Raw genomic sequence first — 26,169 nt, 5'->3', positions numbered from 1 at the left:
CCGGGCGCCTCGCACGTCCGCACCGCACCGCGGTTCCCCTCCCGACGAAAGGACCGACCCGTGCCGTCGACCTCCGCCCCGCCCGCGGCCCCGAGCCGCCGCTCCGCCCCCTGGCTGCGCCTGCTCGCGGCCGTCCTGGTGACCTGCTGCGCCGCGCTCGGCCTCACCGCCGCGCCGTTCACGGCGACGCGGGCCGACGCGGCCGTCACCGAAGCATCCGTCACCGAAGCATCCGTCACCGGCGCGGCGGCCACCGCGGGGGCGGCGGCCTGCGCCTCCCCGCAGCAGTGCCTGACCATCACCTCGCTGAGCAACGGCCGTCGGCTCGACGTCCAGAACGGCTCGACCGGCGACGGCGCGTACATCGTCACCAACTCGGCTCCGGGCTACCACCAGTCCTGGCGGCTGAACGTCGACGCCGCGGACTCCTCGTTCACCATCGTCAACAACACCACCGGCAAGTGCGTCGACCTCGCCTGGTTCACCCCTGCCCTGCGCCAGCAGACCTGTGCCGGCCAGGCCAGCCAGAAGTGGTTCCTCCAGCCGGTCCCCGGCGCCGAGGACTCGTTCATGATCCGCCACCAGGGCGACAACACCTGTCTCGACCTGCTGCTCGGCGGCAACTACGACGACGCCTGGACCGACCAGTACGCCTGCAACGGAACGGTGAACCAGCGCTGGTCCACCGGCTTCCCCGCGGCGGCCCGCAACCTCGCCGTCGACCACGCGGCCAAGCAGTGCCAGAAGGACATCTCCACCTGCTCCTGGGCGCTGAAGAGCGAGGCCCCGGCGGCCCCGCTGCCGAAGGTCTGCGTCTCCTCGGTCTGGTTCAACAACACCTCCGGCACCGTCCAGCAGGCGTTCTCCGTCACCAATATGAGCGGATGGTCCAACAGCATCGGCGGCGACATGGGGACCCAGATCTCCGGCGGCGTGCCCGGCGGCGCGCTCACCACCGTGGTCAGCACCGCGCTGCACTACAGCAACGTCTGGCAGGGGTCGACCACCGTCAACAACAGCGTCGCGGTGTCCGTCCCGCCCCAGCAGTACGGCTGGGTGACGCTCGCCGAACTGGCCCGCAAGGTGACCGGCACCTGGACCTTCGACGCCCGCGGCATCCCCTGGACGGCCGAGGACACCCTCACCGTGCCGCTCACCTACGACCCGCAGGCCGGCGCGACGCTCTACATAGCCAACACCAGCCCGACCTTCACCAACTGCGCCTGACCTCCCGGTCACGGGGGTGACGGGGGTCGGGTGACGGGGGAACGGGGGAACGGGGAACGGACGGGCCGGGCGGAGTCACCGCCCGGCCCGTCCGCCGCTTGCCGTTCGTCGCTGTCCGCCGTCCGGCTCAGGCCAGCAGGTCGGACTGGAGCGTCACCACCTGCCGGAACGCGGCGGTGGGCACGCCCTTGGGGTTGGTCATGGTGATCACGCCCGTGACATTCCCCGCCGAGAGGAAGGCGATCCGGGTGCCGGCGGCCGGGGAGCCGGGCACCTCGCGGGTGGCGAGGTCGACGCCGAACACCGTGTCCCAGCCCTGGGTGTCACCGGTCTGCACGCCGCCCGAGGAGTCCTTGGGCTCGCCCGTCCGCCGCAGCTTGTCGAACAGCGGCCAGGCCTCCGCCTGGGAGCCGAAGGACAGCAGCCGGATCTGCGTCCGGGTGCCGTCGGCGGCGGTCCACTCGCGGACGGCGGCATCACGGCAGGCGTTCTGCAGCAGCAGGGCCCGCAGCGCACCGGGATCCTTCCAGTCGGCGGTGATCGACTCGCAGGAGACCCGGCCGACCGGGGCCGGGCCGACCGGCGCGGCGGAGGACGCCGAGGGCGTGCCGGCCGGCGAGGCCGACGCCGAGCCCGGAGCGGCCGGGGACAGGGACGCGGATGCCGAGCCGCTCCCGGCCGGAGCCGGGGCGCCGGGGGCGGCAGCCGCCACGAGCGAGCCGCCCGCCTCGGTGGGAACCGGCAGGAGCAGGGTACGGAGGTCGGCCGCGTGCCGCCCCTTGTTCTCCTTCGGTGCCGGCTGACCGGAGGGCAGCTGCGGGAGCACCAGCGCCGGGAAGGTGTACCGGCCGTCCTTGGGGGTCGCCAGGCCGGGCAGGTCGGTGCGCTCCTGAGCCGTCACGGCCAGCGCGGTCCCGGTGCCGGCCAGTGCGCAGACCACGACGGCCGCACCCCAGCGCACGGCCGCGCGGCGCCGACGGGCACGGAGGGCCGTCCGCTCGCCGTCCTCCGGCGCGGCGACGGCGGTCTGCCCGTCGGCAGGGCCGTGGGCTTCGCCGGCGACAGGACCGTTGGCTTCCCCGTCGGCCGGGCTGTGGGCCTCGCCGTCGGCCGGGCCGTGGGTCTCCCCGGCCGCGGGGCCGCGGGTCTCCTCGGGCAGGACGGGACCCTCCGCCGGGGCGGCGGTGTCCTGCGGCGTGGCGCTGTCGGTCATACGGACGCTCCCGGGATGGCGAGACGGTCGAGCTGCTGGGCGAGGAGGGCGACGATCCGGTCCTTGGGCAGCGGGGCCACGCCCTCGACCGCCATGACGACCAGGAGGTCACCCTCGGCGGCCGAGCACTCCAGGCGGTCGATCGGCGCGGACGGCGGGGCCGGCAGCAGGTAGCAGTGCGCCTCGGCATGGCCGGGCACGGCGGGACCGGTGCGGAAGATGCCGGTCTCACCGGTGAAGATCGCCGTGTACTCGTTCAGCTTCTGCACCTCCTGCTGGTTGAACTGGCGCAGCTTCATGCTGATCGTCAGCTCGCCCGCCTGGGTCGTGTAGGTGCGCACTCCGGCGGCCTTCACGTGCAGGTCGTTCCAGTACTTGCGGAGCTTGTCCTGCTGCTCCTTGGGCATCGTCACGACCTCGTCGTCCAGTTCGGCGGCGAGCAGTTGCTCTCCCGTCAGCGCGACGTCGTTGCCGAAGCCGCCGTCGTCCGCGCCGAGCCCGTAGCCCGCCGGGACGGGCAGCAGCAGGTCGCGCAGCGAACCGAAGTGGTTGCCGTTGGACTTCGCACCGAACGGGGTGGCGGTGACACTGGGCGCGGGCGCGGCGGCCGGCACCGGGGCGGCGGTCGCGGGGGCGGGGTCGTCGTAACGGACCTCGATGATGCCGATCCCGATCACCACACCGACCAGGGCCGCGGCCACGGTCGCGCCGCCCGCGCGCAGCAGCCGGCGCGGGGGCCGGGGCGCGAGCGGTAGCCCGGACGCCGCAACGGGCGGTACCTCGGACGCGGGGACGGCCGGGACGGACGGTACCTCAGGCGTCGGAACGGCCGGGGAACCGGGGACGATGACGTCGCTCTCGCTCATACCAGCCGCTCCCACTGCCGCTTGGCGAGGTCCTTGACGACCTCGGGGGACACCGGTCGGGTGCCGAACACCTTGACCTCCATGACGACGGTGCCGCGCTGCGCGACGGCGTCGGCGCCGTAGAAGGTCTCGGTGGTCTCGGCCCAGTACGACGCCCTGGAGTCCACCTCGTAGCCGCCGTTGGCCTCGGGTGCGAACGGTTCGAGGGTCCGGCCGAGGGTACGGGCGGCGGCCTCGGCGGCCCGGTCGGCCGTGTACTGGATCAGGGAGACCCGGACCTTGAGGTCGCCCTGCTTCCAGTCGATCTCCACGGCGCGCCGGAAGCCGCGGGTGTTCAGCTGCTTGAACACGGCGGCGGTCTTGCCCTCGTGCTCGGCCAGCTCGCCGGCCGTGATCCAGCTCGGGGTGTCCGGGTAGTCGCCCCAGGCGGTGCTGCCGCCCGGTGCGGTGAGCAGCAGCTTGCGCAGGTCGCCGTCGATAGTCAGCGGGGTCGGCGCGGCGGCGGCCGCCACAGCCGGGTCGAGCGCCCCGGCGGGGTAGGCGGGCAGTGCGACCTGGACCGGCGGCAGCGGCGTGGGCGGCCGGTTGGCCTGGATCGCGTAGCCGACGCCGCCGCCGGCCACGGTGCCGAGCACCAGCCCGGAGACCAGCAGCAGGACCGGGCGCGGTCGGCGCGGGCCGCGGACGGGCGGCTCGGCGGGGGCCTCGTCGGAGGGTGCGGCCGCGAGCGGCGTGGCCTCCGGCGTGGCCTCCGGTGCGGTCGCCGGTGCGGTCGCCGGTGCGGTCACGGGTGCGGCTTCCGGCGGGGCGGACGGCAGGTCCGGCGCCCCGGCGGGCGGAGTGGGCGGTGGCGCGTCGACGGGCGACGGCGCCACGGGGTCGGTGGTCATGCGAGGGCTCCAGGGAGAGGAAGGGGAGGGCCGGGGGGCTCAGCGACCGGAGGTCAGCCAGTCACGCTGGCGCTTCATCAGCTCGCTGAGCAGCGCCTTGTCCGGGGTGCCCTTCACTTCGACGTCGATGATGTACTGCACGTCGCCCTGGCTGGAAATGCCGCTCAGCGAGCCGGTGTAGGCCTGCTGCTTGGGCTTGTCGACGTATCCGTGGGCAGCCGGGTCGCCGGTGATCTCGACCGGGTCGAGGCCGTCCAGGGTGTAGTTGCGGGCGACCTCGGCGGCCCGGGCGGGGGTCGAGAAGCGCAGCAGGGTCACGGTGACCTCGGCCTTGCCGTCCGCCGTGCGGTAGGTGCGGGTGGCGGAGTCCTTGTAGCCGAAGGACTTGAGCGCCTTGATGGCCTCGGCGCCGCCCATCTGCTCGCCCATGTCCTTCTCCGTCAGCAGCATGCCGTCGGCCGGGCCGTAGGACTCGCCGCCCTCGGGGATCGGGAGCAGGAAGAACTGGAGGTCGCCGTCGTGCCGCCCGTTGCTGACCGTGCCCTTGAGGGTGCTCGTCGGCGTGGGCACGGGTGCGGGTGCCGGCGCGGCCGGGGGAGCGGTGGTCGGCGTGGCGGAGGCGGTGGCGGGGGGCGCGCTGCTCGCGGTCGCGGCGGCCGTGGTGACGGCCGTCGCGGGAGCCGTTGCGGCGGCGACGGCCGGGCGGTGGTCCGGCTTGCCGACGGCCACCGTCACGGTCGCGCTGACCGCCGTCACGGCGAGGAGCCCGGCGGTCGCCAGCGCGACGCCGACGGCCCGCGGCCGCTTCCGGCCCGGGGCCTCCGGAGCGTCGTGCGCGTCGGCGGTCCCGGTGGGCTGGGCCGCCGTGACGGGTGCGGCGGGTGCGGCGGGTGCGGCGGGCGGGTCGGCCGGTCCTTCGGGCAGTGCGCCGGGGCCGGGGACGGCGGGTCGGTCCGGTGCGAACGCCTGCGCCGGATCGGCGGCGGGCGGCACGTGATCGTGCGCGGACAAGCGGTTCCCCCAGGAAAGGAGCAGAAGGTTTCGCGCGCGGCCGCTCATGGGCACCTCGGCGGCCGTAGACGGCCGCGCAACACGCGTCTGGCTGAAATTATGAGAGCGGCTCCGTCCCGGTGCCAACAAGATCAATCACCGCACTCCCGCCCAATCGGCCACCAAAGCGACACACCGTAATCGAACCGAAATCGACCGTCACCTCCACCGCGCGGGCCCGGCCTCGGCACCGGAGCCCGGTAGGCGGTCGGTCGGTGGTCCGCCGGTGGTCCGTCGGCGGATGTGCGCTCCTGAAAGGACGACCAGGATGTGGCCCCGCGTCAACGGCATGCGCTCGATGGAGCTCGGCACCCCGGACGGGATCCGCGCCGAGCTCAACTCCCTGGTCCTGGCCGGTCGGAAGACCGCCACCACCGGCCTGCTCGCGGAGTACGCCGAGGAGTCGGAGGAACTGGAGCTGCCCGGTGAACGGCTGGCGCTCGTGGACGACGACGGGGGGTTCGTCGCCGCGATCGAGATCACCGGTGTGGAGGTGACCACCTTCGGCGCGGTGACCTGGGAGCACGCCCGGGCCGAGGGGGAGGGCGAGGCCTCGCTCGCCGAGTGGCGCGAAAGCCACCGCGGCTACTGGAGTCGTCTGGGCACCCCGGTCGAGGACGGGACCGCCGTGGTCTGCCTGGCCTTCCGCCTCGTCGCCACCCCCTGACCCGGGAAGCGCCGAATAAAATACCCCCACCGGTATCCTGGAGGCGGAGGGAGAACCTTCCCCCAGCGATCCGAGGAGTCCCGAGATGTGTCGTCGAACTACGTGCCGCACCTGCGGCAAGGCCGGTTACGCGGGGTGCGGCATGCACGTCGACCAGGTGCTGGCCGGCGTCCCCAAGGCCGACCGCTGCGCCTGCGCCCCGGGCACGGGCGGCGGTGGCGGCATCGGCGGCCTCCTGGCGAGGATCCTCGGCCGCCGCTGAGCGCGGCGCGGAGCGGCGGAGTGCGGCCTCCCCGGCGCACTCCGCCGCTTGTTGTCCGTTGCCCGCCGCCCTTCGGCGGTGGCCCGGGCCGCCCGGTCCACCGCCGAAGGGCACTGCTCAGTCGTGCGAGAAGGAGATCCGCGGCAGGACGCGGTCGAGCCAGGCCGGGGTGTGCCAGGCTGCGGTGCCGGCGAGCCGAAGCATCACCGGCAGCAGCACCAGCCGGACCAGCGTCGCGTCCAGCAGGACGGCGACCCCGAGGACGATGCCCATCTCCTTCGGCGGCAGCGGTCCGGAGAGCGCGAAGGTGAAGAACACCGCGACCATGACGCCCGCCGCCGCGAAGATCACCCGGCCGGAGTGCGCGAGGGCGCCGACCATCGCCTCGCGCGGGTCACCGGCGCGTTCGTAGTGCTCCTTGGCGGAGGCGAGCAGGAAGACGGTGTAGTCCATCGCGATGGCGAAGATCATCGCGAAGAAGAACACCGGCGCCCACCCGTCCAGGAACCCCTGCGGGGCGAAGCCGAGCACGCCCGCGCCGTGGCCGTCCTGGAAGACCAGCCGGGCCACGCCGAAGGCCGCGCCGGTGGACAGCAGGCCGGCGGCCGTGCCGAGGGCCGAGATCAGCGCGGCCCGCAGGGCGACCAGCAGGAGCAGGAAGCCCAGGGCCATCACCACGCCGATCACCAGCGGGGTCTTCGCGGTGAGCAGGTGCTGGAGGTCCAGGTTCTCCACCGCCGCGCCCCCGACCAGGGCCTCCTGGGGAAGGTCGGCCCGCAGGGTGTCGACGGTGCGCGCGAGGTCGGGGCTGGACGGGTCCACGGCGGGGACCGCCTGGAGCATCGACCAGCCGGAGCCGTCGGCGGCGGGCTGCGCCGGCAGCACCCCGGCGATCCCGGGCGTGGCCGCGACCCGGGCGGCGGCCCGCGCGACGTCCAGGGCGCCGGTCCCCGTGCCTGCCTCCGTGCCGGCCTCCCTGCCGGTCTGTGCCGGGAGGAGGATCTGCAGGGTGCCGGGCGCCCCCGGGCCGAAGGCCCGCTGGACCGCCGCGTACCCGGCGCGGGCGCTGCTGTCCTCCGGGACGACGGTGATCGAGGGCATCGCGGTGCGCAGCCCGAGGACGGGTGCGGCGAGGGCGACCAGGACGACGAGTGCCCCGGCCCCGTAGCGCAGCGGGTGCCGCCACAGCCGCTCGCCCCAGGCGGCGAAGCGTGCCGACCGGTGCGGGCCGGCGTTCAGCCGGGGCAGCGCGAGGGCGTCGACGCGGTGGCCGAGCCGGCCGAGGGCGGCGGGCAGCAGGGTGAGCGTGGCGGCGAGGACGAACAGGACGGCGAGCATGATGCCGCCGGCCATCGACCTGAACGCAGGGGACGGCACCAGCATCACGGCCGACAGGCTGACCAGGACTGTCGCGCCGGACAGCAGGACGGCCTTGCCCGCGGTGTCCATGGTCTCGGCGACCGCGTCGGTCCGTCCGCGCGCACGGGCGGCACGGAAGCGGACCACCAGGAACAGCGCGTAGTCGATGCCCAGGGCGAGGGCGAACATCATCGCGAAGTTCATCGCCCAGACGGAGACCGGGAACAGGTGGCCGATCAGTACCAGCGAGCCGGCGGAGGCGGCCAGCCCGGCGAGGGTGAGCAGCAGGGGCAGTCCGGCGGCGACCAGCGATCCGAAGGCCAGCACCAGGATGGCCAGGGTGACCGGCCAGGACATGATCTCGGACTTCATCATGGCGTCTCTTGCCGGTCCGGACGTTGACGCCGACGATCCGGCAGGCTTCCGTACTGCTGTAGCCCTGCTGCATGAGCCGGAAGTATGCCTCCCGCTCAGCGGTCAGTTTCCTGGTCCCCTGAGGCTTCCGGTCCTTGCGGATCTCGAAGTCCATCGCATCCCCTGAGCTGGGGTGTTGCAACGACTCCTAGAACCCAAGCGTCGACGTGAGGGGCCCTGCCGTCAGCGTACGTCCGCAACCTCCCGGTTTCCCCGGCCGGGGCGGACACGAACCGCAGCCCATCGTGAACCCCCACGGGCCGGCCGCTGGCTCCGATGATTTTTTCGGCTTGCCGATCGCGGGCGCGGCCGCTTCCGCGACGGCAGCCACCTGCTGGCGGCGGGATTCATGGACACGGCGGAGACGACCGGCCGGCCGTGTCGGGTCGGGGGCGTCGACGCCCTGCCGGCTGCGGCCCGGGTGACGGGTTGTCGGCCCGGGGCGGTCGAGTAGGCTGCGGCGGCCATGGACACGTCCGCCGAACCCGAGCAGACCCGGCAGGGCGCGATCGCCTGCGGCCCGCCGGTCCGGCGACTCGTCCGGGAGGTCATCGCCGACCGCCTGCCGCCGGACCGCAGGCCGCCCCAGGCGGCGATGCTGTTCGACACCGAGGTCGACCCGTTCTGGGACGAGCGGACCTTCCTCGGCGACTTCTACAACGAGATCCTCCACCAGGACACCTTCCGGCCCGGCACCGCCGACGGCCTTCTCCTGCTCGCGCACCTCGCCGCCGACGACCGGGTTCCCGCCCGGCAGCGCTTCGAGGCCGTCCACCTGTTGTTCAGAGCCGCCACCGTCGCCGAACGGCGCCTCGCCGAGACCTGGCCGACCGCCCCGAAGGACGCCGATCCCGACAGCGAGGCCCTGGCCCGTGCCGCGGTCCGGGCCCACACCCCGGGTCTGCTGACCCGCTGGCCGGCCGAATGCCCCGCAGTCCGGCTGGCCCTCGCCGGCCTCGCCGTCGTCCTCCCGACGGACCGCACCCTGCCCGCCCTGGCCCCGCGCCTACAGGGCTTCGCGGCCCCGTTCTTCTCGGCCGACTGCGGGCCGCCCGCCCGGCGGCCCTCCGCTTCGCCGGGCCCCGCCCGCACCCCGGGCGGCAGCGGCGCGAGGTCCGGGGACACCCTTCCGTCCCGGCTGTGATTCACGTCACTACCGGCGGCTCGGTGCAGCACCCGGCCCCGTTCCGCCGTCATGGGGGCAGTGATCGGGACGGGACGAGGAGAGGAGGTCGGCGGGTGAGGTTTCGCAGGAGCGGTCCGGGCAACGGATTCACGGAGTTCGTCGCACAGCGGTCGGGAGCGTTGTTCCGCACCGCGTATGCGCTGACCGGTGACGTGCACGTGGCCGAGGATCTGGTGCAGGAGACGCTGGAGCGGGCGTGCCGACAGTGGCGGAAGGTCGCGGTGGCGGACTCGCCGGAGGCGTACGTGCGCAAAGTGCTGGTCAACCTGGCCAACGACCGCTGGCGGCGGCTGTCGCGCCGGGGCGAGTGCCCCGGGCTGTCGGGGGTGCCCGAGACGGCCGACCCCCGGGACCGGTTCGGGCAGGTGGATCTGCGCGAGGAACTGATCGAGGCACTGCTCGGGCTGCCGATGGGCATGCGCAGCGTGGTGGTCCTGTACTACCTGCACGATCTGGACGCCCGGCAGGTCGCCGACGTCCTGGACATCTCTTCGAGTGCGGTGAGGTCCCAGCTCGCCCGCGGCCTGGCCAAGCTGCGCGATTCCGTATCGGGCGCCCAGGCGCCGCACACGCCGTCGGCCGCTTTCGGAGGTACGAAGTGAGGAACACGTCGTCCGGACCGGCCCCGTTCGAGCCGGGCCTCGAAGCCGAGCTGCGTGCCGCGGTGGCCTCCTTCGCCGACGGGCCGACGGCGCCGGTCGTCGACGCGGCCTCGATCGAGCGAGCCGTCAGCCGCAGCCGCACCCGCCGGGCGCTCCTCGGCACCGCTGCGGCGTGCTGCGTGCTGGCGTGCGCCACGGTGGGGTTCTTCGCGCTGAAGCCCGTGCCGCCCGCGCCCGGCGCCTCCCCGTCCCTGTCCCCACCGGCGAACGGGGCGTGCACCCCGCTCGCCACCGGCACCCCCAAGAGCGGAAGCGCCGATGCGACTCCGACACAGGAGCAGGAGCAGACCGCGGGAGCGGGCATCGCGCTGCCGGACCTGGCCGGCATGCCGGTCGAACAGGCCGGAAGCCTGCTGCGCGGACTCGGACTGAGCTGCACGATCATGCGTCACACGGACTGGAACGCTCCCGCCGGGCAGGTGATCAGCAGTCAGCCCCGGGGCGGCGCAGCACCGGTGGCACCGGGCTCGTCCGTCCTCCTGCTGGTCTCGACGGGCAAACCCGGCGGAACCTGAGCGACCGGGCCCTTCGGCCCGCGCACCGGCCGAGTGACCCAGGGGCCGGCACCGACGGCCCCCTCCCCGGACACCTCGACCCGGACCGAGGACGACGTCCCCGCACCCACCTGAGGCGGTGGCGGGGGCGCGTCGCCGGCGCCGCCCGGCGCGGGGAGTGCGGGACCGTCCTCCGCCCGCGGCGCTGGTTCGCCCTCGTTCCCGTCCGTACGGGCATGGTCGGTCGTGCCGGCCGGGTCGCCGGCACCGGGGGCTCCGGCGTCCTCACCAGACTTCCTCCGCCAGGGCCAGAGTGCTGGGGTCATGACCGGCTCCCGTCCGCCGCACCGTCGCCGGGCCGGGGCGCTGGTGCGGTGCCTGCGGCCTGGAGGGCGCGGGAGCGGAAGTCGGCGGCGGCCTCGGGTTGCCCGTCGGCGTCCAGCACCGCTGCGGCGAGCCCGTACGCGCTGGCCAGGACCGGCCCGTACCTCGCCGGATCATCGGCCAGGTGCGGGCCGACCGCCCGAACCGCCTCGGCGGCGTCCCGCCACGCCCCCGCCGGGTCACCGGGGAGCAGAGCACGCCCCCGCCGGGTCAGCACAGTGGCCAGGTTCACGTGCGACATCACGGTGTCCGGGTGCATAGGACCGAGAAGACGGGTCTGGTCCTCCACAACGGAACGCAACAGGTCGACGGCGCCGTCCGTGCGCCCCGCCCGCGCGTAGGAGGCGGCGAGGTTGCCACGGGCCGTCAGGGTGTCGGGGTGGTCGTGGCCGAGGATCCGCTCGCGGTCGGCGGCCACCCGCTCCAGAAGGGCGATCGCCTCGGCGGTGCGCCCCGTCTGCCAGTAGGAGGCGGCGAGGTTGGCCCGGGCGGTCAGGGTGTCGGGGTGGTCGTCGCCGAGGATCCGTTCGGCGTCGGTTGTGAGGTGCTGCCAGTGGGTGACGGCGGTCCCGATCAGGCCGGCGTGGAGCAGGCTGTTGCCCGCCGTGAAGAGGACGGGGTGGGCGGCGGGGTGCCAGAGGTGGTCGTCGGCGTGGTCGGTGAGGGTGTCGGTGTTGGCGCGCAGGACGGCGGTCAGGTCGGGTGCGGTGTGTTCGTGTTCGGGCCAGATGTTCCGGAGGGCGTCGGCTGCGGTGCGGACGGTGGCGGGGGTGTCGGTGGGTGGGGTGGTTTCGCGGGCGGCGCGGGCGGCGCGGGCGGTGAGGGCGTGGAGTCGTACCGCGCGGTGGGTGTCGTGGGTGTGGTGGGTGATCAGGGCGTAGTGGTGGAGCAGGCGCAGGGCGGCGCGGGCCTGCCCGGCGGTGACCGGGGCTGGGTCGGGGGCGCCGGTGGTGCGGTGGGTGGTGAGGTAGTGGGTGACGGCTTGGGTGTTCCAGAGGGTGTCGGGGTGGCCGGCGGGGTCGAGGTGGGCGGCGAGGCGGATCGCGGGGGTGGCGAGGCCGGCGGGTTCGCGGTGGTCGGCGGCGTCGAGGGCCAGGAGGAGAGAGGCGGTGACCCGGCGGCCGTAGCCGTCGGTGTCCGCCGCCGTCGGCAGCAGCCTCTCCAGGCGGGAGGCCCGGTCGGTGAACAGGCCGAGGTAGGTGGCGCAGTCGACGTCTTCGTTGATCATGTAGGCGGCGGCGTGCGCGAGGGCCAGCGGCAGCAGGCCCAGCGCCTCGACCAGGTCGCCGCTGCGGTCGTCGAGGAGGTGGCCGGCATCGGCTTTGGCGAGCCGGTCGCGCAGGTAGGCGAGGGCTTCGCCTGTGGTGTAGGTGCCGATGTCGACGCGGGCACGGCCGTTCCCGGTGACGAGGGCGTCGCGGCGGCGGGTGGTGGCCAGCACCCGCCCGTTCGCGCCGGCGGGCGGACGCGGCCACCACGGCCCGGTGCCTTCGAGGTCGGTGAGGTCGTTCAGGACCACCAGCCAGCTCCGGCCGGTGACGGCCAGCCACTTCAGGAACGCGGCAGCGTCCTGCTCCGCGTCCTCCCCGACAGCCCTCGCGGCCTCCGCGTAGGCCGTGATGATCTGGGAGGTCTCGGCGGCGTTCACCCACACCAGCACGTCCACGCCCTCGGTGTGGGCCCGGTCGGCGTAGTGGGCGGCGAGCTGGGACTTTCCGACCTCGCCACCGCCCGACAGGACCTGGGTCAGCACCACGGTCGCGTTCCGCTCCCGCGCCCGGTCGATCTCCTCCCGCAGCCCCGCACGCGGCTGGAACGCGGAGGCGAGCGGCGGCACCGTGCCTACCCTCACCGGCCGCCACACCGGCTCCGGCGCCGGCGGGAGGGGACGCCCGGCGAGCAGTCGGACGGACCCGGCGGGCATCAGCACCACGGACGACCGCAGCAGCACACGGGATCCGGTGACGTGGCAGCCGGTACCTCGCAGCGGGTCCTCTCGTACCGGGAAGGCACAATCGGCGCATGCCTGAGACCTTCGTCTATCTGGGATCCGTCAACGTGCCGTCCGGGGTGCTGGTGCTCGGCATGGCCGGGTGGATCGACTGCTGGCGGGAGCTCGGGCAGCCCCTGTCCGAGCGGGTCAGGGCGGCGGCGTCGTCGGGAGGAGGCCATCTTCACGAGTGGCTGTGCGAAGCAATCGTGGTCCCCGCCGCCGCCGACCGGCCGTTGGAAGTGCGGGCGAGCACCTCGCCGTCGCCGTTCGACGGGCAACCGACGATCGCGACCCTGGAGGTCGGCCTCGGCGTCCCGTGGCCCGGGACCGCGGACCGATCGGTGCCGCTCCGGCTCGGTGACCTCCCCGTCGACCGGTACGCGGACGACGCGCACGCGCAGTTCGGAGGTGCGCGGATCCCGCGGTACGGCGGCGAAGGACCGCACGGGTGGCTCGACCTCCCGCTGGCCGAGGCAGGTACGCGCGCGGCCGAACTCACCGCCTGGCGCGACCGCCTCCACGGCAACGGCCTCATGGTCCCGATCGACAAGCACACGGACTTCCACCGGTTCCGGCGAGCAGGGTGGCACCACCCGCTCCGGGCCGGAGCGATCGAGGTCGGAGGCTGCCAGGTCCTCGGCATCGGATGGGACCAGGGTGACCACTCGATGAGGTACTGCGGTGAACGGGACGCCGGCCAGGTCTACCCGGTCACGCTCGAAGCCGACACGGCGGGGCAGACGGTGATGCGATGGACCGTCCCGCCCTACGACCTCGACGGCGAGGACGAATGAGGCAGCCGCCAGGTTTTCGCCGAACAACGTGCCCGTGCTGGCAAGGCGGCACGCGGAACGATCCCGCCGCGCCCGCGATGGCCCGTAGCGGTGCCGCGTGACCGGGACCGCTCCGCCGCCGGGCCGCCGACCGCTACCGTCGAACCTGCGGCCCGCCGTCCCTGCGGCCGCCACCCTCCAGGAGGCCCCGGTGACCACCCAGCCCGACCACGAGACCCCGGCCCCGGGCCGGCCCGCAACCCTGCACGAACTGCGCACCGCACTCAGCAGGTACGGGCTGCCCGGCGACCGCGAGGCCTTCGAGCAGGCCCTGGCCGTCGCGCTCGACTCCTCCCCGATCGGCGACCTCGCCGCCGTCGCCGAGGTCGCCGCCACCTACCGCCACCGCCTGACCCTGCGCACCGACGAGCACGCGATGGCCTCGCTCGCCGCGCCGATCGGCGGCCAGCAGTGGACCCCGGCCTCCGACGCCTTCGCCCGGGCGCGCGCCGCCGGCGGCGACCGGTGACCGACCTGCCCGAACCACCGGCCCCACTGCACGTCTTCCTCTCCGACGCCGCCGAACGGGTCCTCGCCGTGCTGCGGCCCGGCGAGCTGGACGCGGTCGAGAAGCTCGTCGAGCGCCTCGCCGTCCATCCGCGGCTCGGTATCCCGGTGCCCGGCGGCACCGACCCCGAGGTCGACGACCACACCGCCCGCACCGACCCGGCCTCCGACACCGGCGACCGCAAGTCAGTCTCCGACAAACCACAGATACCGGTGCGGCCCCTGCTCGACGATTCGGCACAACTCGCGGGCCTGCCCGACCCAGTCGCCGCCGCACGCGGCCGGCAGCCGGTCGAGTTCCGCCAGCAGCATCGGCACCTGCCGCTGGTTGAAGACCGCATCCCCGTACGGCGTCAGGGCCGTGAGTATCGGGAACAGCGTGGGATCCAGATCGGCAAGAGCGGAGGTCCACTGCACCCCGGCCTCGGCCCGCGCCACAACGTCGCGACTGTCACCCCGCACCTGCATGTTGATCACTCGCCCAGGCTATCGGCGTCCCGGCGGACCGATGAAGAGCCCTGGGCGATGCCGTCTTGGGTCAGCGGGCGTCGGTCTCGTCGATCAGGTACTGGAGCTCGTCGAAGACCTCGACGACGACCAGGACGTGGTCGGCGACCATGAACTCCACCACGACACCCGGCGCGGCGTAGGCCTTGCGCAGGTGCTCGTCGGGGCCGATGGGTGCCGTCGCCGTCTTGTGGTACAGGTCGCGGGTGAGAACGCCCAGCGCGCGCTACCGGGGGGCACGAGCTCGGGCTGGCCGACGCCGTCAACGCCGTCCTCGCCCGCAGACTCCAACGTCCGGCGATCCTGTCCTTCGACCGCCACTACCGGGATGTCCTGGCCCCGAGGTCGGGCCCGCGCATCGAGGTTTACCCGGAGCACACCGGCCGCTGACCGGAGGGGAGGCCAGGACAATGGAGCACGTGAGCGTCACCGCCGTCGAACACCACGTCGGGCCGTGGGCCGTGGACAGCGTCCTGGCCCTGTCCGAGGACACCCACCACCGGATCGAGCTCCTCGGGGGTGCCCTTCTGCTGAGCCCCCGCACCGGTGTTCGCCATCAGCGCGCCAGCCTCCACCTCGCCGTGCTCCTGAGCCTGGCCATCGACCACGCCGAAGCACCGTTCGAGGCGCTGGAGACCGTCAACGTCATCGTCCCTGACGGCCCGCTGATCCCCGACCTGGTGATCGTCGAGGCCGCCACGACCGCCGAAGCCGGCACCGACCCTGACCACGTCGGCAGAGAAGCTCAGCGGGAGGGACAGTCCGACACCTCAAGGACCGTCCTGAGCCTGCTGACGGTTACCGACCCAGCACCTGAGACGGGCCGGGATTCCCAGCCCGGTGCGGCCGCACTTCGGCAGCTACGCGTCGAGCTCCGGCAGGCGCTCACCAGGTGCGGCCGGGCGGCCTTCGGACAGCCAGAACATGTAGTCGCGGAGGTACTCCCCAAGGCCGTGGTCCAGGTGGGCGAGGTACGCCCGTGCCCCTGCAGCGACGTCCTGGAACTGCTCGCGTTCGGAGGTCGCCCACTCGCCCCGCCCCACCCGCAGGGCCCACTCCCGCGCTCTGCCGCGCTCACCCCACCAATCCCGGACCAGCTCCGGGGTCCAGCGCCGGTCGCCGTCCCCTCCGTACGCCCCGAGGGGGTCGCACTCACCGGCGCAGGTCAACTCGTGGACACCGGCAACTTCGACCGGCGGACGGTAGACGAACTCGGTGCAGTACTCGTCCTCGTATGCGACATGCTCCGGCGCGCACCGCCTGCCGGTGAAGCAGTTGTCGGTGCCGGCCGTGTAGAAGGGGCCTGTGACGTTGTGCCAGTCCCGGTTCGCCCAGCCATCAGGCGCGGGCCCGGACCAGTCGTGCCGCACAACGCCCTCCTGCCACATCGGATGGGGCGTGCCCACCAGGGCGCGGACAGCAGGGATCGGATCCCAGTAGGTCATGATCCGCAGGATGCCAGATCGCCGGAACGCAACAGCCACCTCGGTGCGGTACCCCCGCCACGGCAGGCAGGGCGGCGACGACCAGGTCACAGGTGACCTGTCTCAGCGAGGGTTGCTGGTAAGCCGGTCCGCCTCAACGAGGATTGAGCACCCAGTTCGGACCCCAGCGCAGGGCATCGCAGGCGGTCCGCGCATGATGGCCGCCATGGAGAACGCGATCGAGAAGATCAAGGTCTGGTTCCGGTTCGTCCCGCGTGAGGGTTGGTTCCCTCAGGACATCGAGGGCCTGTGGGCGACAAGGCTCAGTGCCGACACGGCTGCGATCGAGAACGTGCCGTTCCTCCTGGACGGCGTGGCTGAGGGGGACGTTGTTCACTTCCAGACCGACTCGGATGGACTGCACTGGGCCGTCGGGCGGGTCAGCACGGTCGGCAACTGCACGGTTCGCATCGTGCCCGTCCCCGCTGGGCCGCTGGGCCGCAGCCCTCAGGCGGTGCACCAACGCCTGGCTGCCTTCGACCTCGGTGGTGAGGTCATGAGCGCGGACTTCCCGATGGTGGCCTTCAACGTGCCGACTGGCACGGACTTCGCCGGAATCAAGGCCCTGCTGGAGCAAGGACAGAGCGATGGTTGGTGGCACTACGAGGTTGGCTGCGGCACTGCCGAGTGGCGGAACGCTTGATCTGACCCCGATCAGCCTTCGTAAGAGTTGCGTTGACTCTGCTCGCTCATCACGCCTGGTCAGGAGTTTTCGGGCCCCTACTGACCGTTCATGTAGTTCTGCTCGCCGCCCCAAATATCGAAGTTCGCCGGGGTGGGGCTGTTGTCGTTGGGGGGTAGGTAGGTTGCCCGGGTGACTGAGACGGATCCGCTGGTGCCTGTCCTTGCCGGACTGGTCGTCGACATCGTCCAGTTCCTCAACAGTTGCCAGGACGGCGAGGTAGGTGGACCCCTACGCCGCGGTGAGGGTGATGGAGAGTGTGAGCTGGGTGCTGACACGGTGCGAGCGGTTCCCCACCGCCGTGCTCGCGGACCTTGCCACGACCGAGACGGGCCCGGGCTGGCGGGACGGCGGGAGTTCCTGGAGACCGTCCCGTTCGCCTGCGGCCTCCTCGACGAGGAACCAGTAGTCACCAGCGACTGAGCCCAGCGGACGCAGGAGGACAGCAGACCCCTTGGCCGGAGCGCGGTGAGAACCGGCTGACCCCCGCGGGCGCAGGGAGGACCAGATGATTGCTGGTGACGGCACTGGGGAGAACGGCGACTCTTACCGGAATTCCGTGAATGATCAAGGAAGGGTGCCAGCTCGCTTGTCCCCGAGCGAGCGCGGTCCTCCGGACCTGAGTCGCATCGTCGCACTTCAGCGGTGACTCGTGAGGATACGGATCCGAAGGAGTCGGAAGGAAGCCCGGCCAAACATGGCGCGCTTGAGGGTCGTGACCTTGTCGACGTGGCCTTCGACCTTCCCTGGACTCCATTCCAGGGTGAGACCGGGGGCAACGGCGGCGAGGTCCTGACGAAAATCATCCGGAGATTTTCGGGGCTCCTGGCAGGCTGGTGCTATGGCATTCCTCGACGACCAAGAGCTGAGCACGGCGATTCGGAATGCCGTCTCGCCGGCGTGGTCTGTCCGCGCCGCTGCCGGGCGGTGGCTTGCGAGGTCGGACAGGATCGACGAGGCGACGGGCGTCGTCCACCGCCTCCTCCTGGACGTCCAGGACACCGCTGTCACCCAGGAGACGGCTTTGGCCCTGCTCGAACGCAAGGACACCGTCGGACTTCGCTGCGTGCTGCTCGCCAGAAGCTGCGCGTCGGAAACCTGGACCGCAGAGGAGATCCAAGCCGCTCTGGACTGCGACCCCGACTGGATGACGACCGAAGGCGCGGACCGGCTGATCGAGCAGTACCGCGAGCTGGCAGCAGACCAGGACGTCGGCGTCCGCGACGAAGCCCAACGGTTACTGGCGCGGCTGCGGCCGCGCGAGGAATGGGCACGGGCCTCAGAGGCAGCAGGTCGTGGGTGATGACCGGTGGCCGGCCGTCGTACGTGCCCTTGGGAGAGGCGGTGTCGAGCGCTTCCCGTGTGGACTCGCGGATGTTCTCCCGCTCGGTGCTCTGCGGGAGATGGCAGCTCAGCCGGCGCGCGCAGTCCACTTCGGCGGCGTCCACAACCGGGCGTCGGCGCTGCCGACCTGGATCAGCGTTCCGGTGTGTCGATCCTGACGCGTCGGGCGGAACCCGTCGATCGTGAACACCTGCTGTCCGCTGGTGACGTCGACGCCCTGCAGGCCGGTCTCGTCGGCGATCAGCAGATGCTCTCCGTCGGTGAAGAAGCCGAATTCGCCGACCGGCCAGGGGAACGTCGTGACCGCCTTGATCCATCGGACGCCCGGCGAGCGAAGTTCGATCGAAGTGGGGTCGAGGACGTGGACGGTACCGCTGCCGGCATCGTCCCGGTCGTACACCGCGATCCGCCCGTCGTCGATCCACACCACCGGCCCGTCCCACTCCGAGACCTCGGGGTACACCGCATGGCTGGGCCCGTCCTCGGACTCGTACGGGTTGCCGTGCAGCCACGCGGTCAGGCTCCACACCGCCGGCATCCCCCACGGCTGCCACACCCAACCGCCGTCGTAGACACGAGTCCCGTCAGGACTCAGGGACAGCGCGCCGTGGAAGTAGTCGAGGTCGTGCTCCGCGCCTTCCTCGTCCCTGTCCGGGATGTCCCGCGCCGTAAGTACCTCGCCGGACGCTGGATCGGTGACATCCAACCGGTTCCAGTCCGTGCGATGGACGACAACCGGTCGGCCGGCGTGTTCGGCGAACGCCAACGCGAACGGGACGGTTTCACAGCAGTACTCCCCGCCGTCCAACGTCAACGCCGGCGAACCGGTGCTGAGATCGACGACGGTGCCGTACCGACCGCGGTCCTGGACCACCGCCGCCCAACGGCCGCATCGAGACACATGGAGCCGCGGTCGAACGTCGTCAGCGTGTTCGGCCGCCGGCCGCTCCTCCCGGTACCGGGCCACGTCCCGCACCTCGCCGGTCGTCGGCGTCCACCGAGCCAGCTGTCCGTCCTCGGACAGCACCAGCCACGCCGGCCCCGCGTCACCGAGGGCCGCCGGCAACGCTGCCACATCCACGACCGGCCCCAGCACGTCGGGAACTGCCACGTCCACCGTGCTCGTCGCCATCTTGGTCCCCCCGGTGCGTTCGTGTGACCCCACCCGCGTCAACGTGAACAGCAGGTGATGCGGCACCGTACCGGCAAGGTCGGTGAGCGCCGCGATGCCGGTCACCGTGGTGAGGTGAGCACGGATCCGGTCCATGTCGGGCTCATTCTCGCGCAGGTCCGCCTCGGTGTCGTCCAGCGAGAAGGACGAGGCTCAGGTTCTTGTCGGAGTGGACTGTCGCGACCACCTCGGCGGCGGCGGTCGCGTCCGCCCGGGCGGTTCTCATCGATCTTTCTCCTGTCGTTCAGGTGATCTCTGGTGGGCGCCACGGTTCGCTGCGGGTGTTGCCCCGGCTCAGCGCCGACGCGTCGCCGGGGGGACGGCGGCGTGAGGTGCGGCCCACAGAGGGATCACTTCGAGGGCGGCGGCGGAGCTGCGGGAAGCGTTCCCGGAGACGGGCCCAGGGACGCCGGTGGTACACCGGCTGGTCCGAGCACGGGGGTTCACGACGTTCACGGAGGTCATGGTCAGCAACATACTGGCCGGGTCCGACAGGTCGCTCCGTTGCGCGTTGCGCCGGGGCCCCAGCCGAGGCAGCGCACGGCGCACCGGCGGGTCGGTCACGGAATCCAGTTGGCAACCACCCGCTCCGCCACGGAGAAGTCCGTCCCGCAGTCTGGACAGGCGGCGTGTCCGAACAGGTACGGAAATGCCGTGAGCCAGGTTTTCCTGCCCGTCCGCCATCGCTCGCGTGAACAACCTTTGTGGCAGCCCGTCCAGCTCTTGGGTGCGCACCGGTCGGAGGGGCGACTTTTCCACCTCTCGCAACGCGTAGTCATCGCTGCAGCGGAAGTAGTCGTCCTGTCCGATCACCACGAACACGTTGATGCCGCAGTACGGGCAGTCGACCTCGTACTCCCCGGTCCGCAGACCGTCCAGGCAGCGATCCCAGATCTCGACGAGTGATGGGCCGGGTTGCCTGCGGACAGGGGGCTGTGCGAGCCTCTTGCCTCACATCTCTGAAAGGGCTGGTCGTGACACTCGGCATGGTTCTCGGCGACTCCTCCTCTCGCGCTTCGACGCGGGAGCGGTAGCCCCACCTGCCCTGACACACGCGCCCGTGCTGCGGCACGGGCCGTTTGCCCTGCTCCTCGTCGAAGTGCTCTTCGTGCCCCTGCACGTTCGACCACGAGGAGTACGTGGTGTCCACGATCCACTGGACCGAGATCAACACCCCCCGTTCCGCCCACTGGCATTCCGAGAGCGCGACACCGCCTCCCGGCCGGGTCGTCGGCGCGGACGACCGTACGAAAGCCGACGCTGCGTACCGCCTGGCCTGCGAGGGAGGCGCCTTGTTGTGGCAGGGCGACTTCCACAACGCACGTCAGCTGCTGCAGGCCCTGGGCCGTCGCATCGACCGGAAACCCTCTCGGCGGGGCGGCAGCCCGGCCGAGTCCTTCCACCTGTACCGCAGGGCCCGCGGTCACCGTGCCCGTGTGCTCGGCAAGCTCCTCGTCCTGCTGGAGGACGACTACTGCCTGAACCTGCGCAGGGCCCCCGATGTGCGCCAGGCGTGCGTCGAGGCGTACGGTCCGCCGTCCGGGCCGATGGCTGTCCCGCTCACTGAACTACTGGGCGTGATCGGAGCTCATCAGTGGCGCAGGAAGGGCGTGGAGGTACCGGCCCTCGGCGCCCGGATTCACCCGCACTACGGCGTGTTCTCCCCGGTCAGGGGCGAATACGTCGACCTCGTTGCACAAGCACCGTTCCCCGCGCCGGCGGCCCGTCGCACGGGTCGCCGCCGTACCGCATTCGACCTCGGGACGGGGACGGGAGTGCTCGCTGCCGTCCTGGCCCGCCGGGGGATCGACCACGTCGTGGCGACCGACATCAGCCCGCGTGCCCTGGCCTGCGCACAGGAGAACGTCCGCCGGCTGCACTTCACCGGGCGCATCGACATCGTGGGCCCCGGCCTGTTCCCCCCGGGCCGCGCGGACCTTGTCGTCTGCAACCCGCCCTGGATTCCGGCCCGCCCCACGTCCGCCGTGGAACAAGGGGTCTACGACCCGGGAAGCAGCATGCTCGGCGACTTCCTGGGCGGACTCACCGCGCATCTCGAACCGGGAGGTGAAGGGTGGCTCATCCTCTCGGACTTGGCCGAGCGCCTAGGACTCAGGACGCGCAGCGAACTTCTGGGCGACATCGAGGCAGCGGGCCTGCACGTGCTGGACAGGACGGACATCCGGCCGCGCCATCCACGATCGGGGGACACCGCAGACCCCCTCCACTCCGCCCGCACCGCAGAGGTCACTTCGCTCTGGCGCCTCACCGGCATTTGACGGTCGGCGTCGGCTGTCGCCGGGGGTGGGCAGGCTTGTGACCTCGGCGATCGCGAGGACAGGGATGGCGCAGCCGGTGACTCGGAGCTCGGTCTGCAGGACGGCTGCGGCGGCGACGAGGTCGTCGGGATCCGGCGGGCCCGGTCCGAGCCCAACAGGCTCGGACCGGGCCCGCCGTCGCTGGCTCAGCTGCCCCAGATCCCCACGCCGAGCTGCGGCTGGCCGCTGACGGCTGCCGCCGTCACGCCGCTGCCCGTCGCGTGGTCGAGCAGGTGTGCGCCGACGCCTGCTCCGGGGTGCGGCTCGGTTGCGGCGGCCACGCCCGTGAGGCCGGTGAGTGCGAGGCCGGTGACGAGCGTGATGGCCGCGAGGCGGCTTCGGGTGTGTCGCTTCGGCATTTTTGATGTCCCTCCCGTTGAAGCGCGGCGGTACGGCACCGCCCGACCCAGCATATGCCGCAGCGTTCGTACGCCTGTTCGCCAACGCGCCCAATGCGGGCCCTGGGGCGACCGGCCCGCTGACCGTGTGTCAGTGGCGCCCGGGCCAGGTCGAGCAGGCGGTGCATGGCCGCCACCGGCGGCGCCTGATTGCGCCCCGGTCCGTGCGGCCGGCCCTCCGCCGCATCGCCGTCCGCAGCTGCCCGCTCCGGCGTCTCACCCGCTCCGGCGTCCCACCCGCTCCGGCCGTCCTCGCTCGCCCCGCAGGTGCCGGGTCGGGTCGGCGGTCGGTCGACGTACGGCCGTTTGTTCGCAAGGGAGTTCGCAAGGGAGTTCGGCGCGATCAGGGTATTGTCAGGAAACTTTACTTACCACTAGGCTCCCCGACGGCGGCTTGGCGCGGCGCCCGCACTGCCGGGGCGTGACGTGCTCAGCGAGAGCTCTGACCCGGCCGCTGCGGTGGTGCGGGCCGCCGCCCGGCCGGAGGGCTCGCGTGCGGGCCGGGCCGGAGTCCAGCTCTCGCCGTCGTTCGAGGTCAGGGAGTCCAGGGATGCGTCCCGAAGTCTCAGTGAGGCCTGTACACATCGGAGTGTTCGCCACCGTGCTCGTGCTGGTGGGCGGACTGTTGCTCGGCTGGTCCGGGCAGGCGGGAGCGGCGGCCGATCCGCTGCTCTCGCGGGGCAAGGCCGCCACGGCCTCGTCCACGGAGGGCTCGTCGTACGCGGCGGGCAAGGCGTTCGACGGGAACACCGGTACGCGGTGGGGGAGCACGGAGGGCAAGGACCCGCAGTGGCTGCGGGTCGACCTCGGGGCGAACGCCGCCGTGTCGCGGATCAAGCTGGTCTGGGAGGCCGCGTACGCGAAGGCGTACCGTCTGGAGGTGTCCGCGGACGGGGCGACCTGGACCTCGGTCGCCGAGGAGAAGGCGGGCAACGGCGGGACGGACGACTGGACCGGCCTGACCGGGAAGGGCCGCTACGTCCGGATGTACGGGACGGCGCGCGGAACGTCCTACGGGTACTCGCTGTTCGAGATGGAGGTCTACGGGACCTCGGACACCACGCCGACCCCGACGCCGACCCCGACGTCCACCGGGCCCACGCCGGGCGGGGCCTTCACCGTGGTCGCGGCGGGCGACATCGCCGCGCAGTGCACCGCCTCGGACAGCGCCTGCGCGCACCCGAAGACCGCTGCCCTCGCCCAGCGGATCGACCCGAAGTTCTACCTGACGATGGGTGACAGCCAGTACGACGACGCCCGGTTGTCCGACTTCAAGGCCTACTACGACAAGACCTGGGGTGCGTTCAAGGCGAAGACCCACCCCGTCCCCGGCAACCACGAGACCTACGACCCGGCCGGTTCCCTCGTCGGCTACAAGGCCTACTTCGGCAGCATCGCCTATCCGCAGGGCAAGAGCTGGTACAGCTTCGACGAGGGCAACTGGCACTTCGTCGCCCTCGACTCCAACGCCTTCGACCAGAGCGCCCAGATCGACTGGCTGAAGGCCGACCTCGCGGCGAACGGCAAGAAGTGCGTCGCCGCCTACTGGCACCACCCGCTGTACTCCTCGGGCGGGCACGGCAACGACCCGGTCTCCCGGCCGGTGTGGCGGATCCTCTACGACGCCAAGGCCGACCTGGTGCTCAACGGGCACGACCACCACTACGAGCGGTTCGCCCCGCAGGACCCGGACGGGAAGGCCACCGCGGACGGGATCGTCGAGATCGTCGGCGGGATGGGCGGCGCGGAGCCCTACCCGATCGAGCAGGTCCAGCCGAACAGCCAGAAGCGGATCAGCGGCGAGTACGGCGTGCTGAAGCTCGACTTCACCGACTCCGGGTACGGCTGGAGCTACGTCGGTACGGACGGCAAGGCCAAGGACACCAGCCCGACCTACAGCTGCCACTGATGATGTACCTGGCCACCACCGGCCGCCGTTCGGACGCGCCGCCCCGCCCCGTCGGGGCGGGGCGGCGCGTCCCCGGCACGGTCGTCGCGCTCGGGGCGGTCAGCCTGGTCACCGACATCTCCTCGGAGATGGTCGGGGCCGTGCTGCCGCTCTACCTGGTGCTGGGCCTCGGCCTGTCACCCCTCCAGTTCGGCGTCTTCGACGGACTGTTCAACGGCGCCACGGCGCTGGTCCGGCTCCTCGGCGGGCGGCTCGCCGACCGCGGCGGCGGCCGCCACCGGACCGTCGCCGGGGCGGGCTACCTGCTCTCGGCGCTCTCCCGGCTCGGCCTGCTGCTGGCGGGCGGGGCGGCGGGCGGGATCGCCGCCGCGATGGCCGCCGACCGGCTCGGCAAGGGCGTGCGCACCGCGCCCCGGGACGCGATGATCACGCTGAGCGCGCCGCCGGAGGCCCTCGGCCGGGCGTTCGGTGTGCACCGGGCGATGGACACCACCGGGGCGCTGCTCGGTCCGCTGGTCGCGTTCCTCGTCCTGTGGGCGACGGCGGACGCCTACGACGCGGTGTTCGTGCTCAGCTTCGCCATCGGCCTGGTCGGCGTGGTGGTGCTGGGGCTGTTCGTCCCCGCCGACCCGGCGGCGCCGACCACCCCCGGACGGCCGAGGCGCGTCCCGAAGCCGGCCCCGGTCGCGAAGCCCGTCCCGGCCCCGAAGCCCGTCCCGGCCCCGAAGCCGGCCGGGACCGCGCCCCGGGTGCTCGCCGACCCCGCCTTCCGGCGGGTGGTCGTCGCCGCGGCCCTCCTCGGTGCCGCCACCATCGGCGACTCCTTCCTCTACCTGCTGCTCCAGCGCGGCCTCGACCTCCCGGCCGCGCTCTTCCCGCTGCTGCCGCTCGGCTCGGCGGCCTGCTACCTGCTGCTCGCCGTCCCGGCCGGGCGGCTCGCGGACCGGAGCGGACGGCGGATCCCCTTCCTGCTCGGCCACGGCGCCCTGCTCGCCGCCTACCTCACCCTGCTCGCCCCGGCCGGACCGGCGGTCGCGGTGCTCGTGCTCGTCCTCCTCGGCGTCTTCTACGCCGCCACCGACGGCGTGCTGATGGCCCTGGCCGCGCCCGCGCTCCCGGCGCGGGGCCGGGCGAGCGGGCTCGCCGTCCTGCAGACCGGCCAGGCCCTGGCCCGCCTGGTCGGCGCCGCCGGCTTCGGCGCGGCCTGGACGTGGTGGGGGCCGCGCCCGGCCCTGGTCTCGGCCGCCCTCGTCCTGGCCGTCGCCCTCACCGCCGCCTGGCGGATCCTGCCGGGAAGGAAGGTCCGATGAAGTACCGCTCGACCGTGCTGGTCCTCGCCGTCCTCGTCCTCCTGGGCGGCTCCCTCGGCTATGTGCTGCACGCCCGGCAACGCGGCGGCGGGCCGCAACTCGTCGCGGCGGAAGCCTCGTTCACCCTGGAGGAGCCCGGCCTCTACTACCGCGACACCGCCACCGGCCGGGTCGCCCGCAGCCCGGGCGGCGTGGCGGACGGTCCGTCCTGCGCCCGGTTCTACGCGGCGGGGGACCGGGCCCTGTGCCTGCGCGCCCTGCCCGGTACCCCGGCCCGCACCGAGGCGGTGGTCTACGACCGGCGGTTCACCGAGCTCCGGAAGGTGACCGTCCCCGGCATCCCCAACCGGGCCCGGGTGTCGCCCTCCGGCCAGGTGCTGTCCTGGACCACCTTCGCCGTCGGCGACTCCTACGCCGCCGGCCGCTTCTCGACCCGGACCTCGGTCCTGGACCTGCGCACGGGCTATCTGATCAAGTCGGTGGAGGAGATCCCGCTGACGATCGGGGACGCCCGCTACCACGCCGCCGACCTCAACTACTGGGGCGTCAACTTCGCGGCCGACGACAACCGCTTCTACGCCACCGTGTCGACGGGCGGCCGCACCCACCTGGTCGAGGGCGACCTCAAGGCCTGGTCGGCCCGCACCCTGCGGGAGAACGTCGAGTGCCCCTCGCTCTCGCCGGACGGGACCCGGATCGCCTTCAAGAAGAAGGTCTCCGCCGACCCCGTGGCGCCCTGGCGCCTCTACGTCCTCGACCTGGCCGACCTCCGCGAGCACCCGCTCGCCGAGACCCGGAGCGTCGACGACCAGGCCGCGTGGCTCGACGACAGCACCCTCGCCTACGCCCTCCCGGCCCGCGGGAGCAAGGCCACCGACGTCTGGTCCACCCCCGCCGACGGGAGCGGGACGCCGAGCCTCGTCCTCCCCGGCGCGTCCTCCCCGGTCACCGTGCCGCCCCCGCCGGGCTGAAGCCGCAACACGTGCCGTCCCGCGCCCGTCCCCGCGCCCGTCCCCGCGCCCGTCCCCGCCGCCCGGCG

25 protein-coding genes and 1 pseudogene are annotated in these 26,169 nt (G+C 72.7%); 14 read left to right on the top strand and 12 right to left on the bottom strand.

The annotated features are described in order from the left end of the window. Positions 1 to 60 precede the first annotated feature (60 nt). On the top strand, positions 61 to 1,227 hold the full coding sequence (locus tag OG715_RS03850) for an RICIN domain-containing protein (RefSeq protein ID WP_327064066.1): 1,167 nt from the start codon (positions 61 to 63) through the stop codon (positions 1,225 to 1,227). Positions 1,228 to 1,354: 127 nt separating this feature from the next. On the opposite strand, the gene OG715_RS03845 is transcribed toward OG715_RS03850, so the two are convergent. The 4 genes from OG715_RS03845 to OG715_RS03830 are packed head-to-tail and all read right to left on the bottom strand — an operon-like array spanning position 1,355 to position 5,207. Beyond that, positions 1,355 to 2,440 carry a hypothetical protein gene (locus tag OG715_RS03845; RefSeq protein ID WP_327064065.1) on the bottom strand — a complete coding sequence of 362 codons (1,086 nt, stop codon included), beginning with the start codon at positions 2,438 to 2,440 and terminating at the stop codon, positions 1,355 to 1,357. Further along, on the bottom strand, positions 2,437 to 3,306 hold the full coding sequence (locus OG715_RS03840) for a hypothetical protein (protein ID WP_327064064.1): 870 nt from the start codon (positions 3,304 to 3,306) through the stop codon (positions 2,437 to 2,439). The genes OG715_RS03845 and OG715_RS03840 overlap by 4 nt, the downstream gene beginning before the upstream one ends. Then, positions 3,303 to 4,196, bottom strand: coding sequence for a hypothetical protein (locus OG715_RS03835; protein WP_327064063.1), 894 nt, complete (start codon positions 4,194 to 4,196; stop codon positions 3,303 to 3,305). The genes OG715_RS03840 and OG715_RS03835 overlap by 4 nt, the downstream gene beginning before the upstream one ends. Before the next feature lie 39 nt (positions 4,197 to 4,235). Then, positions 4,236 to 5,207, bottom strand: coding sequence for a hypothetical protein (locus OG715_RS03830; RefSeq protein WP_327064062.1), 972 nt, complete (start codon positions 5,205 to 5,207; stop codon positions 4,236 to 4,238). Between the two features lie 307 nt (positions 5,208 to 5,514). Between OG715_RS03830 and OG715_RS03825 the strand changes: the two genes are divergently transcribed. Together OG715_RS03825 and OG715_RS03820 are read left to right on the top strand one after the other, a co-directional pair. Beyond that, entirely contained in the window at positions 5,515 to 5,913 is a 399-nt protein-coding gene (locus tag OG715_RS03825) for an ASCH domain-containing protein (protein ID WP_327064061.1), read from the top strand. Between the two features lie 85 nt (positions 5,914 to 5,998). Continuing rightward, positions 5,999 to 6,175 carry a hypothetical protein gene (locus OG715_RS03820; RefSeq protein ID WP_266309436.1) on the top strand — a complete coding sequence of 59 codons (177 nt, stop codon included), beginning with the start codon at positions 5,999 to 6,001 and terminating at the stop codon, positions 6,173 to 6,175. Positions 6,176 to 6,292: 117 nt separating this feature from the next. Here OG715_RS03820 and OG715_RS03815 read toward each other — a convergent pair whose 3' ends face one another. Further along, on the bottom strand, positions 6,293 to 7,909 hold the full coding sequence (locus OG715_RS03815; RefSeq protein ID WP_327064060.1) for an MMPL family transporter: 1,617 nt from the start codon (positions 7,907 to 7,909) through the stop codon (positions 6,293 to 6,295). Positions 7,910 to 7,913: 4 nt separating this feature from the next. Continuing rightward, positions 7,914 to 8,063 (bottom strand): annotated as a pseudogene (locus OG715_RS42605) (IS30 family transposase); the annotation flags it as partial. Positions 8,064 to 8,414: 351 nt separating this feature from the next. Here OG715_RS42605 and OG715_RS03810 point away from each other — a divergent pair. The 3 genes from OG715_RS03810 (at position 8,415) to OG715_RS03800 (ending at position 10,311) form a co-directional block, all read left to right on the top strand. Beyond that, positions 8,415 to 9,092: a hypothetical protein gene (locus OG715_RS03810; protein ID WP_327064059.1), complete on the top strand. Its 678-nt coding sequence runs from the start codon at positions 8,415 to 8,417 to the stop codon at positions 9,090 to 9,092. Between the two features lie 95 nt (positions 9,093 to 9,187). Next, positions 9,188 to 9,736: a SigE family RNA polymerase sigma factor gene (locus OG715_RS03805; protein ID WP_327064058.1), complete on the top strand. Its 549-nt coding sequence runs from the start codon at positions 9,188 to 9,190 to the stop codon at positions 9,734 to 9,736. After that, the gene (locus OG715_RS03800; protein WP_327064057.1) at positions 9,733 to 10,311 is read left to right on the top strand and encodes a PASTA domain-containing protein; all 579 of its coding nucleotides are present in this window, start codon (positions 9,733 to 9,735) and stop codon (positions 10,309 to 10,311) included. Before OG715_RS03805 ends, OG715_RS03800 begins: the two co-directional genes overlap by 4 nt. Positions 10,312 to 10,612: 301 nt before the next feature. Here the strand turns inward: OG715_RS03800 and OG715_RS03795 are convergent, their stop codons facing one another. Beyond that, positions 10,613 to 12,526: a tetratricopeptide repeat protein gene (locus OG715_RS03795; protein WP_327064056.1), complete on the bottom strand. Its 1,914-nt coding sequence runs from the start codon at positions 12,524 to 12,526 to the stop codon at positions 10,613 to 10,615. 170 nt (positions 12,527 to 12,696) lie between these two features. On the opposite strand from OG715_RS03795, the gene OG715_RS03790 reads away from it, so the two are divergent. Beyond that, positions 12,697 to 13,461 (top strand): hypothetical protein, encoded by a 765-nt coding sequence (locus tag OG715_RS03790; protein WP_327064055.1) that lies wholly within the window; start codon positions 12,697 to 12,699, stop codon positions 13,459 to 13,461. 190 nt (positions 13,462 to 13,651) lie between these two features. Beyond that, positions 13,652 to 13,969, top strand: coding sequence for a hypothetical protein (locus tag OG715_RS03785; protein WP_327064054.1), 318 nt, complete (start codon positions 13,652 to 13,654; stop codon positions 13,967 to 13,969). A 224-nt stretch (positions 13,970 to 14,193) separates the two neighbouring features. On the opposite strand, the gene OG715_RS03780 is transcribed toward OG715_RS03785, so the two are convergent. The 3 genes from OG715_RS03780 to OG715_RS03770 form a co-directional block, all read right to left on the bottom strand. Further along, positions 14,194 to 14,475 (bottom strand): hypothetical protein, encoded by a 282-nt coding sequence (locus OG715_RS03780; protein WP_327064228.1) that lies wholly within the window; start codon positions 14,473 to 14,475, stop codon positions 14,194 to 14,196. 404 nt (positions 14,476 to 14,879) lie between these two features. Next, entirely contained in the window at positions 14,880 to 15,245 is a 366-nt protein-coding gene (locus OG715_RS03775; RefSeq protein ID WP_327064053.1) for a hypothetical protein, read from the bottom strand. 129 nt (positions 15,246 to 15,374) lie between these two features. Further along, positions 15,375 to 15,959 (bottom strand): ferredoxin, encoded by a 585-nt coding sequence (locus tag OG715_RS03770; RefSeq protein ID WP_327064052.1) that lies wholly within the window; start codon positions 15,957 to 15,959, stop codon positions 15,375 to 15,377. 205 nt (positions 15,960 to 16,164) lie between these two features. On the opposite strand from OG715_RS03770, the gene OG715_RS03765 reads away from it, so the two are divergent. Both OG715_RS03765 and OG715_RS03760 read left to right on the top strand, forming a co-directional pair. Beyond that, positions 16,165 to 16,641 (top strand): DUF4265 domain-containing protein, encoded by a 477-nt coding sequence (locus tag OG715_RS03765; RefSeq protein ID WP_327064051.1) that lies wholly within the window; start codon positions 16,165 to 16,167, stop codon positions 16,639 to 16,641. Positions 16,642 to 17,521: 880 nt separating this feature from the next. Beyond that, positions 17,522 to 17,983, top strand: a complete 462-nt coding sequence (locus OG715_RS03760; RefSeq protein ID WP_327064050.1) for a hypothetical protein — start codon at positions 17,522 to 17,524, stop codon at positions 17,981 to 17,983. 108 nt (positions 17,984 to 18,091) lie between these two features. Here the strand turns inward: OG715_RS03760 and OG715_RS03755 are convergent, their stop codons facing one another. Further along, positions 18,092 to 19,291 (bottom strand): hypothetical protein, encoded by a 1,200-nt coding sequence (locus OG715_RS03755; RefSeq protein WP_327064049.1) that lies wholly within the window; start codon positions 19,289 to 19,291, stop codon positions 18,092 to 18,094. Positions 19,292 to 20,337: 1,046 nt separating this feature from the next. On the opposite strand from OG715_RS03755, the gene OG715_RS03750 reads away from it, so the two are divergent. After that, positions 20,338 to 21,474, top strand: coding sequence for a class I SAM-dependent methyltransferase (locus OG715_RS03750; protein WP_327064048.1), 1,137 nt, complete (start codon positions 20,338 to 20,340; stop codon positions 21,472 to 21,474). Between the two features lie 185 nt (positions 21,475 to 21,659). Here OG715_RS03750 and OG715_RS03745 read toward each other — a convergent pair whose 3' ends face one another. Continuing rightward, positions 21,660 to 21,872 carry a hypothetical protein gene (locus OG715_RS03745; RefSeq protein ID WP_327064047.1) on the bottom strand — a complete coding sequence of 71 codons (213 nt, stop codon included), beginning with the start codon at positions 21,870 to 21,872 and terminating at the stop codon, positions 21,660 to 21,662. A 628-nt stretch (positions 21,873 to 22,500) separates the two neighbouring features. Here OG715_RS03745 and OG715_RS03740 point away from each other — a divergent pair. The 3 genes from OG715_RS03740 to OG715_RS03730 are packed head-to-tail and all read left to right on the top strand — an operon-like array spanning position 22,501 to position 26,101. Then, on the top strand, positions 22,501 to 23,820 hold the full coding sequence (locus tag OG715_RS03740; protein WP_327064046.1) for a discoidin domain-containing protein: 1,320 nt from the start codon (positions 22,501 to 22,503) through the stop codon (positions 23,818 to 23,820). A 2-nt stretch (positions 23,821 to 23,822) separates the two neighbouring features. Continuing rightward, entirely contained in the window at positions 23,823 to 25,130 is a 1,308-nt protein-coding gene (locus OG715_RS03735) for an MFS transporter (protein ID WP_327064227.1), read from the top strand. Next, on the top strand, positions 25,127 to 26,101 hold the full coding sequence (locus tag OG715_RS03730; protein ID WP_327064045.1) for a TolB-like translocation protein: 975 nt from the start codon (positions 25,127 to 25,129) through the stop codon (positions 26,099 to 26,101). Before OG715_RS03735 ends, OG715_RS03730 begins: the two co-directional genes overlap by 4 nt. The last annotated feature ends 68 nt before the right edge of the window (positions 26,102 to 26,169 follow it).

Source organism: Kitasatospora purpeofusca (genome assembly GCF_036010405.1).
Lineage (GTDB): Bacteria > Actinomycetota > Actinomycetes > Streptomycetales > Streptomycetaceae > Kitasatospora > Kitasatospora purpeofusca.
The sequence above is the reverse complement of the archived record's forward strand: the minus strand, read 5'-3'. Positions and strand labels throughout refer to the sequence as shown.

Coding starts and splice junctions, on each gene's coding strand:
- OG715_RS03780 (WP_327064228.1), bottom strand. CDS start 14,475: ATGCAGGTGCGGGGTGACAGTCGCGACGTTGTGGCGCGGGCCGAGGCC.
- OG715_RS03745 (WP_327064047.1), bottom strand. CDS start 21,872: ATGCCGAAGCGACACACCCGAAGCCGCCTCGCGGCCATCACGCTCGTC.
- OG715_RS03790 (WP_327064055.1), top strand. CDS start 12,697: ATGCCTGAGACCTTCGTCTATCTGGGATCCGTCAACGTGCCGTCCGGG.
- OG715_RS03820 (WP_266309436.1), top strand. CDS start 5,999: ATGTGTCGTCGAACTACGTGCCGCACCTGCGGCAAGGCCGGTTACGCG.
- OG715_RS03840 (WP_327064064.1), bottom strand. CDS start 3,306: ATGAGCGAGAGCGACGTCATCGTCCCCGGTTCCCCGGCCGTTCCGACG.
- OG715_RS03735 (WP_327064227.1), top strand. CDS start 23,823: ATGTACCTGGCCACCACCGGCCGCCGTTCGGACGCGCCGCCCCGCCCC.
- OG715_RS03755 (WP_327064049.1), bottom strand. CDS start 19,291: ATGGACCGGATCCGTGCTCACCTCACCACGGTGACCGGCATCGCGGCG.
- OG715_RS03825 (WP_327064061.1), top strand. CDS start 5,515: ATGTGGCCCCGCGTCAACGGCATGCGCTCGATGGAGCTCGGCACCCCG.
- OG715_RS03835 (WP_327064063.1), bottom strand. CDS start 4,196: ATGACCACCGACCCCGTGGCGCCGTCGCCCGTCGACGCGCCACCGCCC.
- OG715_RS03845 (WP_327064065.1), bottom strand. CDS start 2,440: ATGACCGACAGCGCCACGCCGCAGGACACCGCCGCCCCGGCGGAGGGT.
- OG715_RS03815 (WP_327064060.1), bottom strand. CDS start 7,909: ATGATGAAGTCCGAGATCATGTCCTGGCCGGTCACCCTGGCCATCCTG.
- OG715_RS03770 (WP_327064052.1), bottom strand. CDS start 15,959: ATGACCTACTGGGATCCGATCCCTGCTGTCCGCGCCCTGGTGGGCACG.
- OG715_RS03730 (WP_327064045.1), top strand. CDS start 25,127: ATGAAGTACCGCTCGACCGTGCTGGTCCTCGCCGTCCTCGTCCTCCTG.
- OG715_RS03810 (WP_327064059.1), top strand. CDS start 8,415: ATGGACACGTCCGCCGAACCCGAGCAGACCCGGCAGGGCGCGATCGCC.
- OG715_RS03760 (WP_327064050.1), top strand. CDS start 17,522: ATGGCATTCCTCGACGACCAAGAGCTGAGCACGGCGATTCGGAATGCC.
- OG715_RS03765 (WP_327064051.1), top strand. CDS start 16,165: ATGGAGAACGCGATCGAGAAGATCAAGGTCTGGTTCCGGTTCGTCCCG.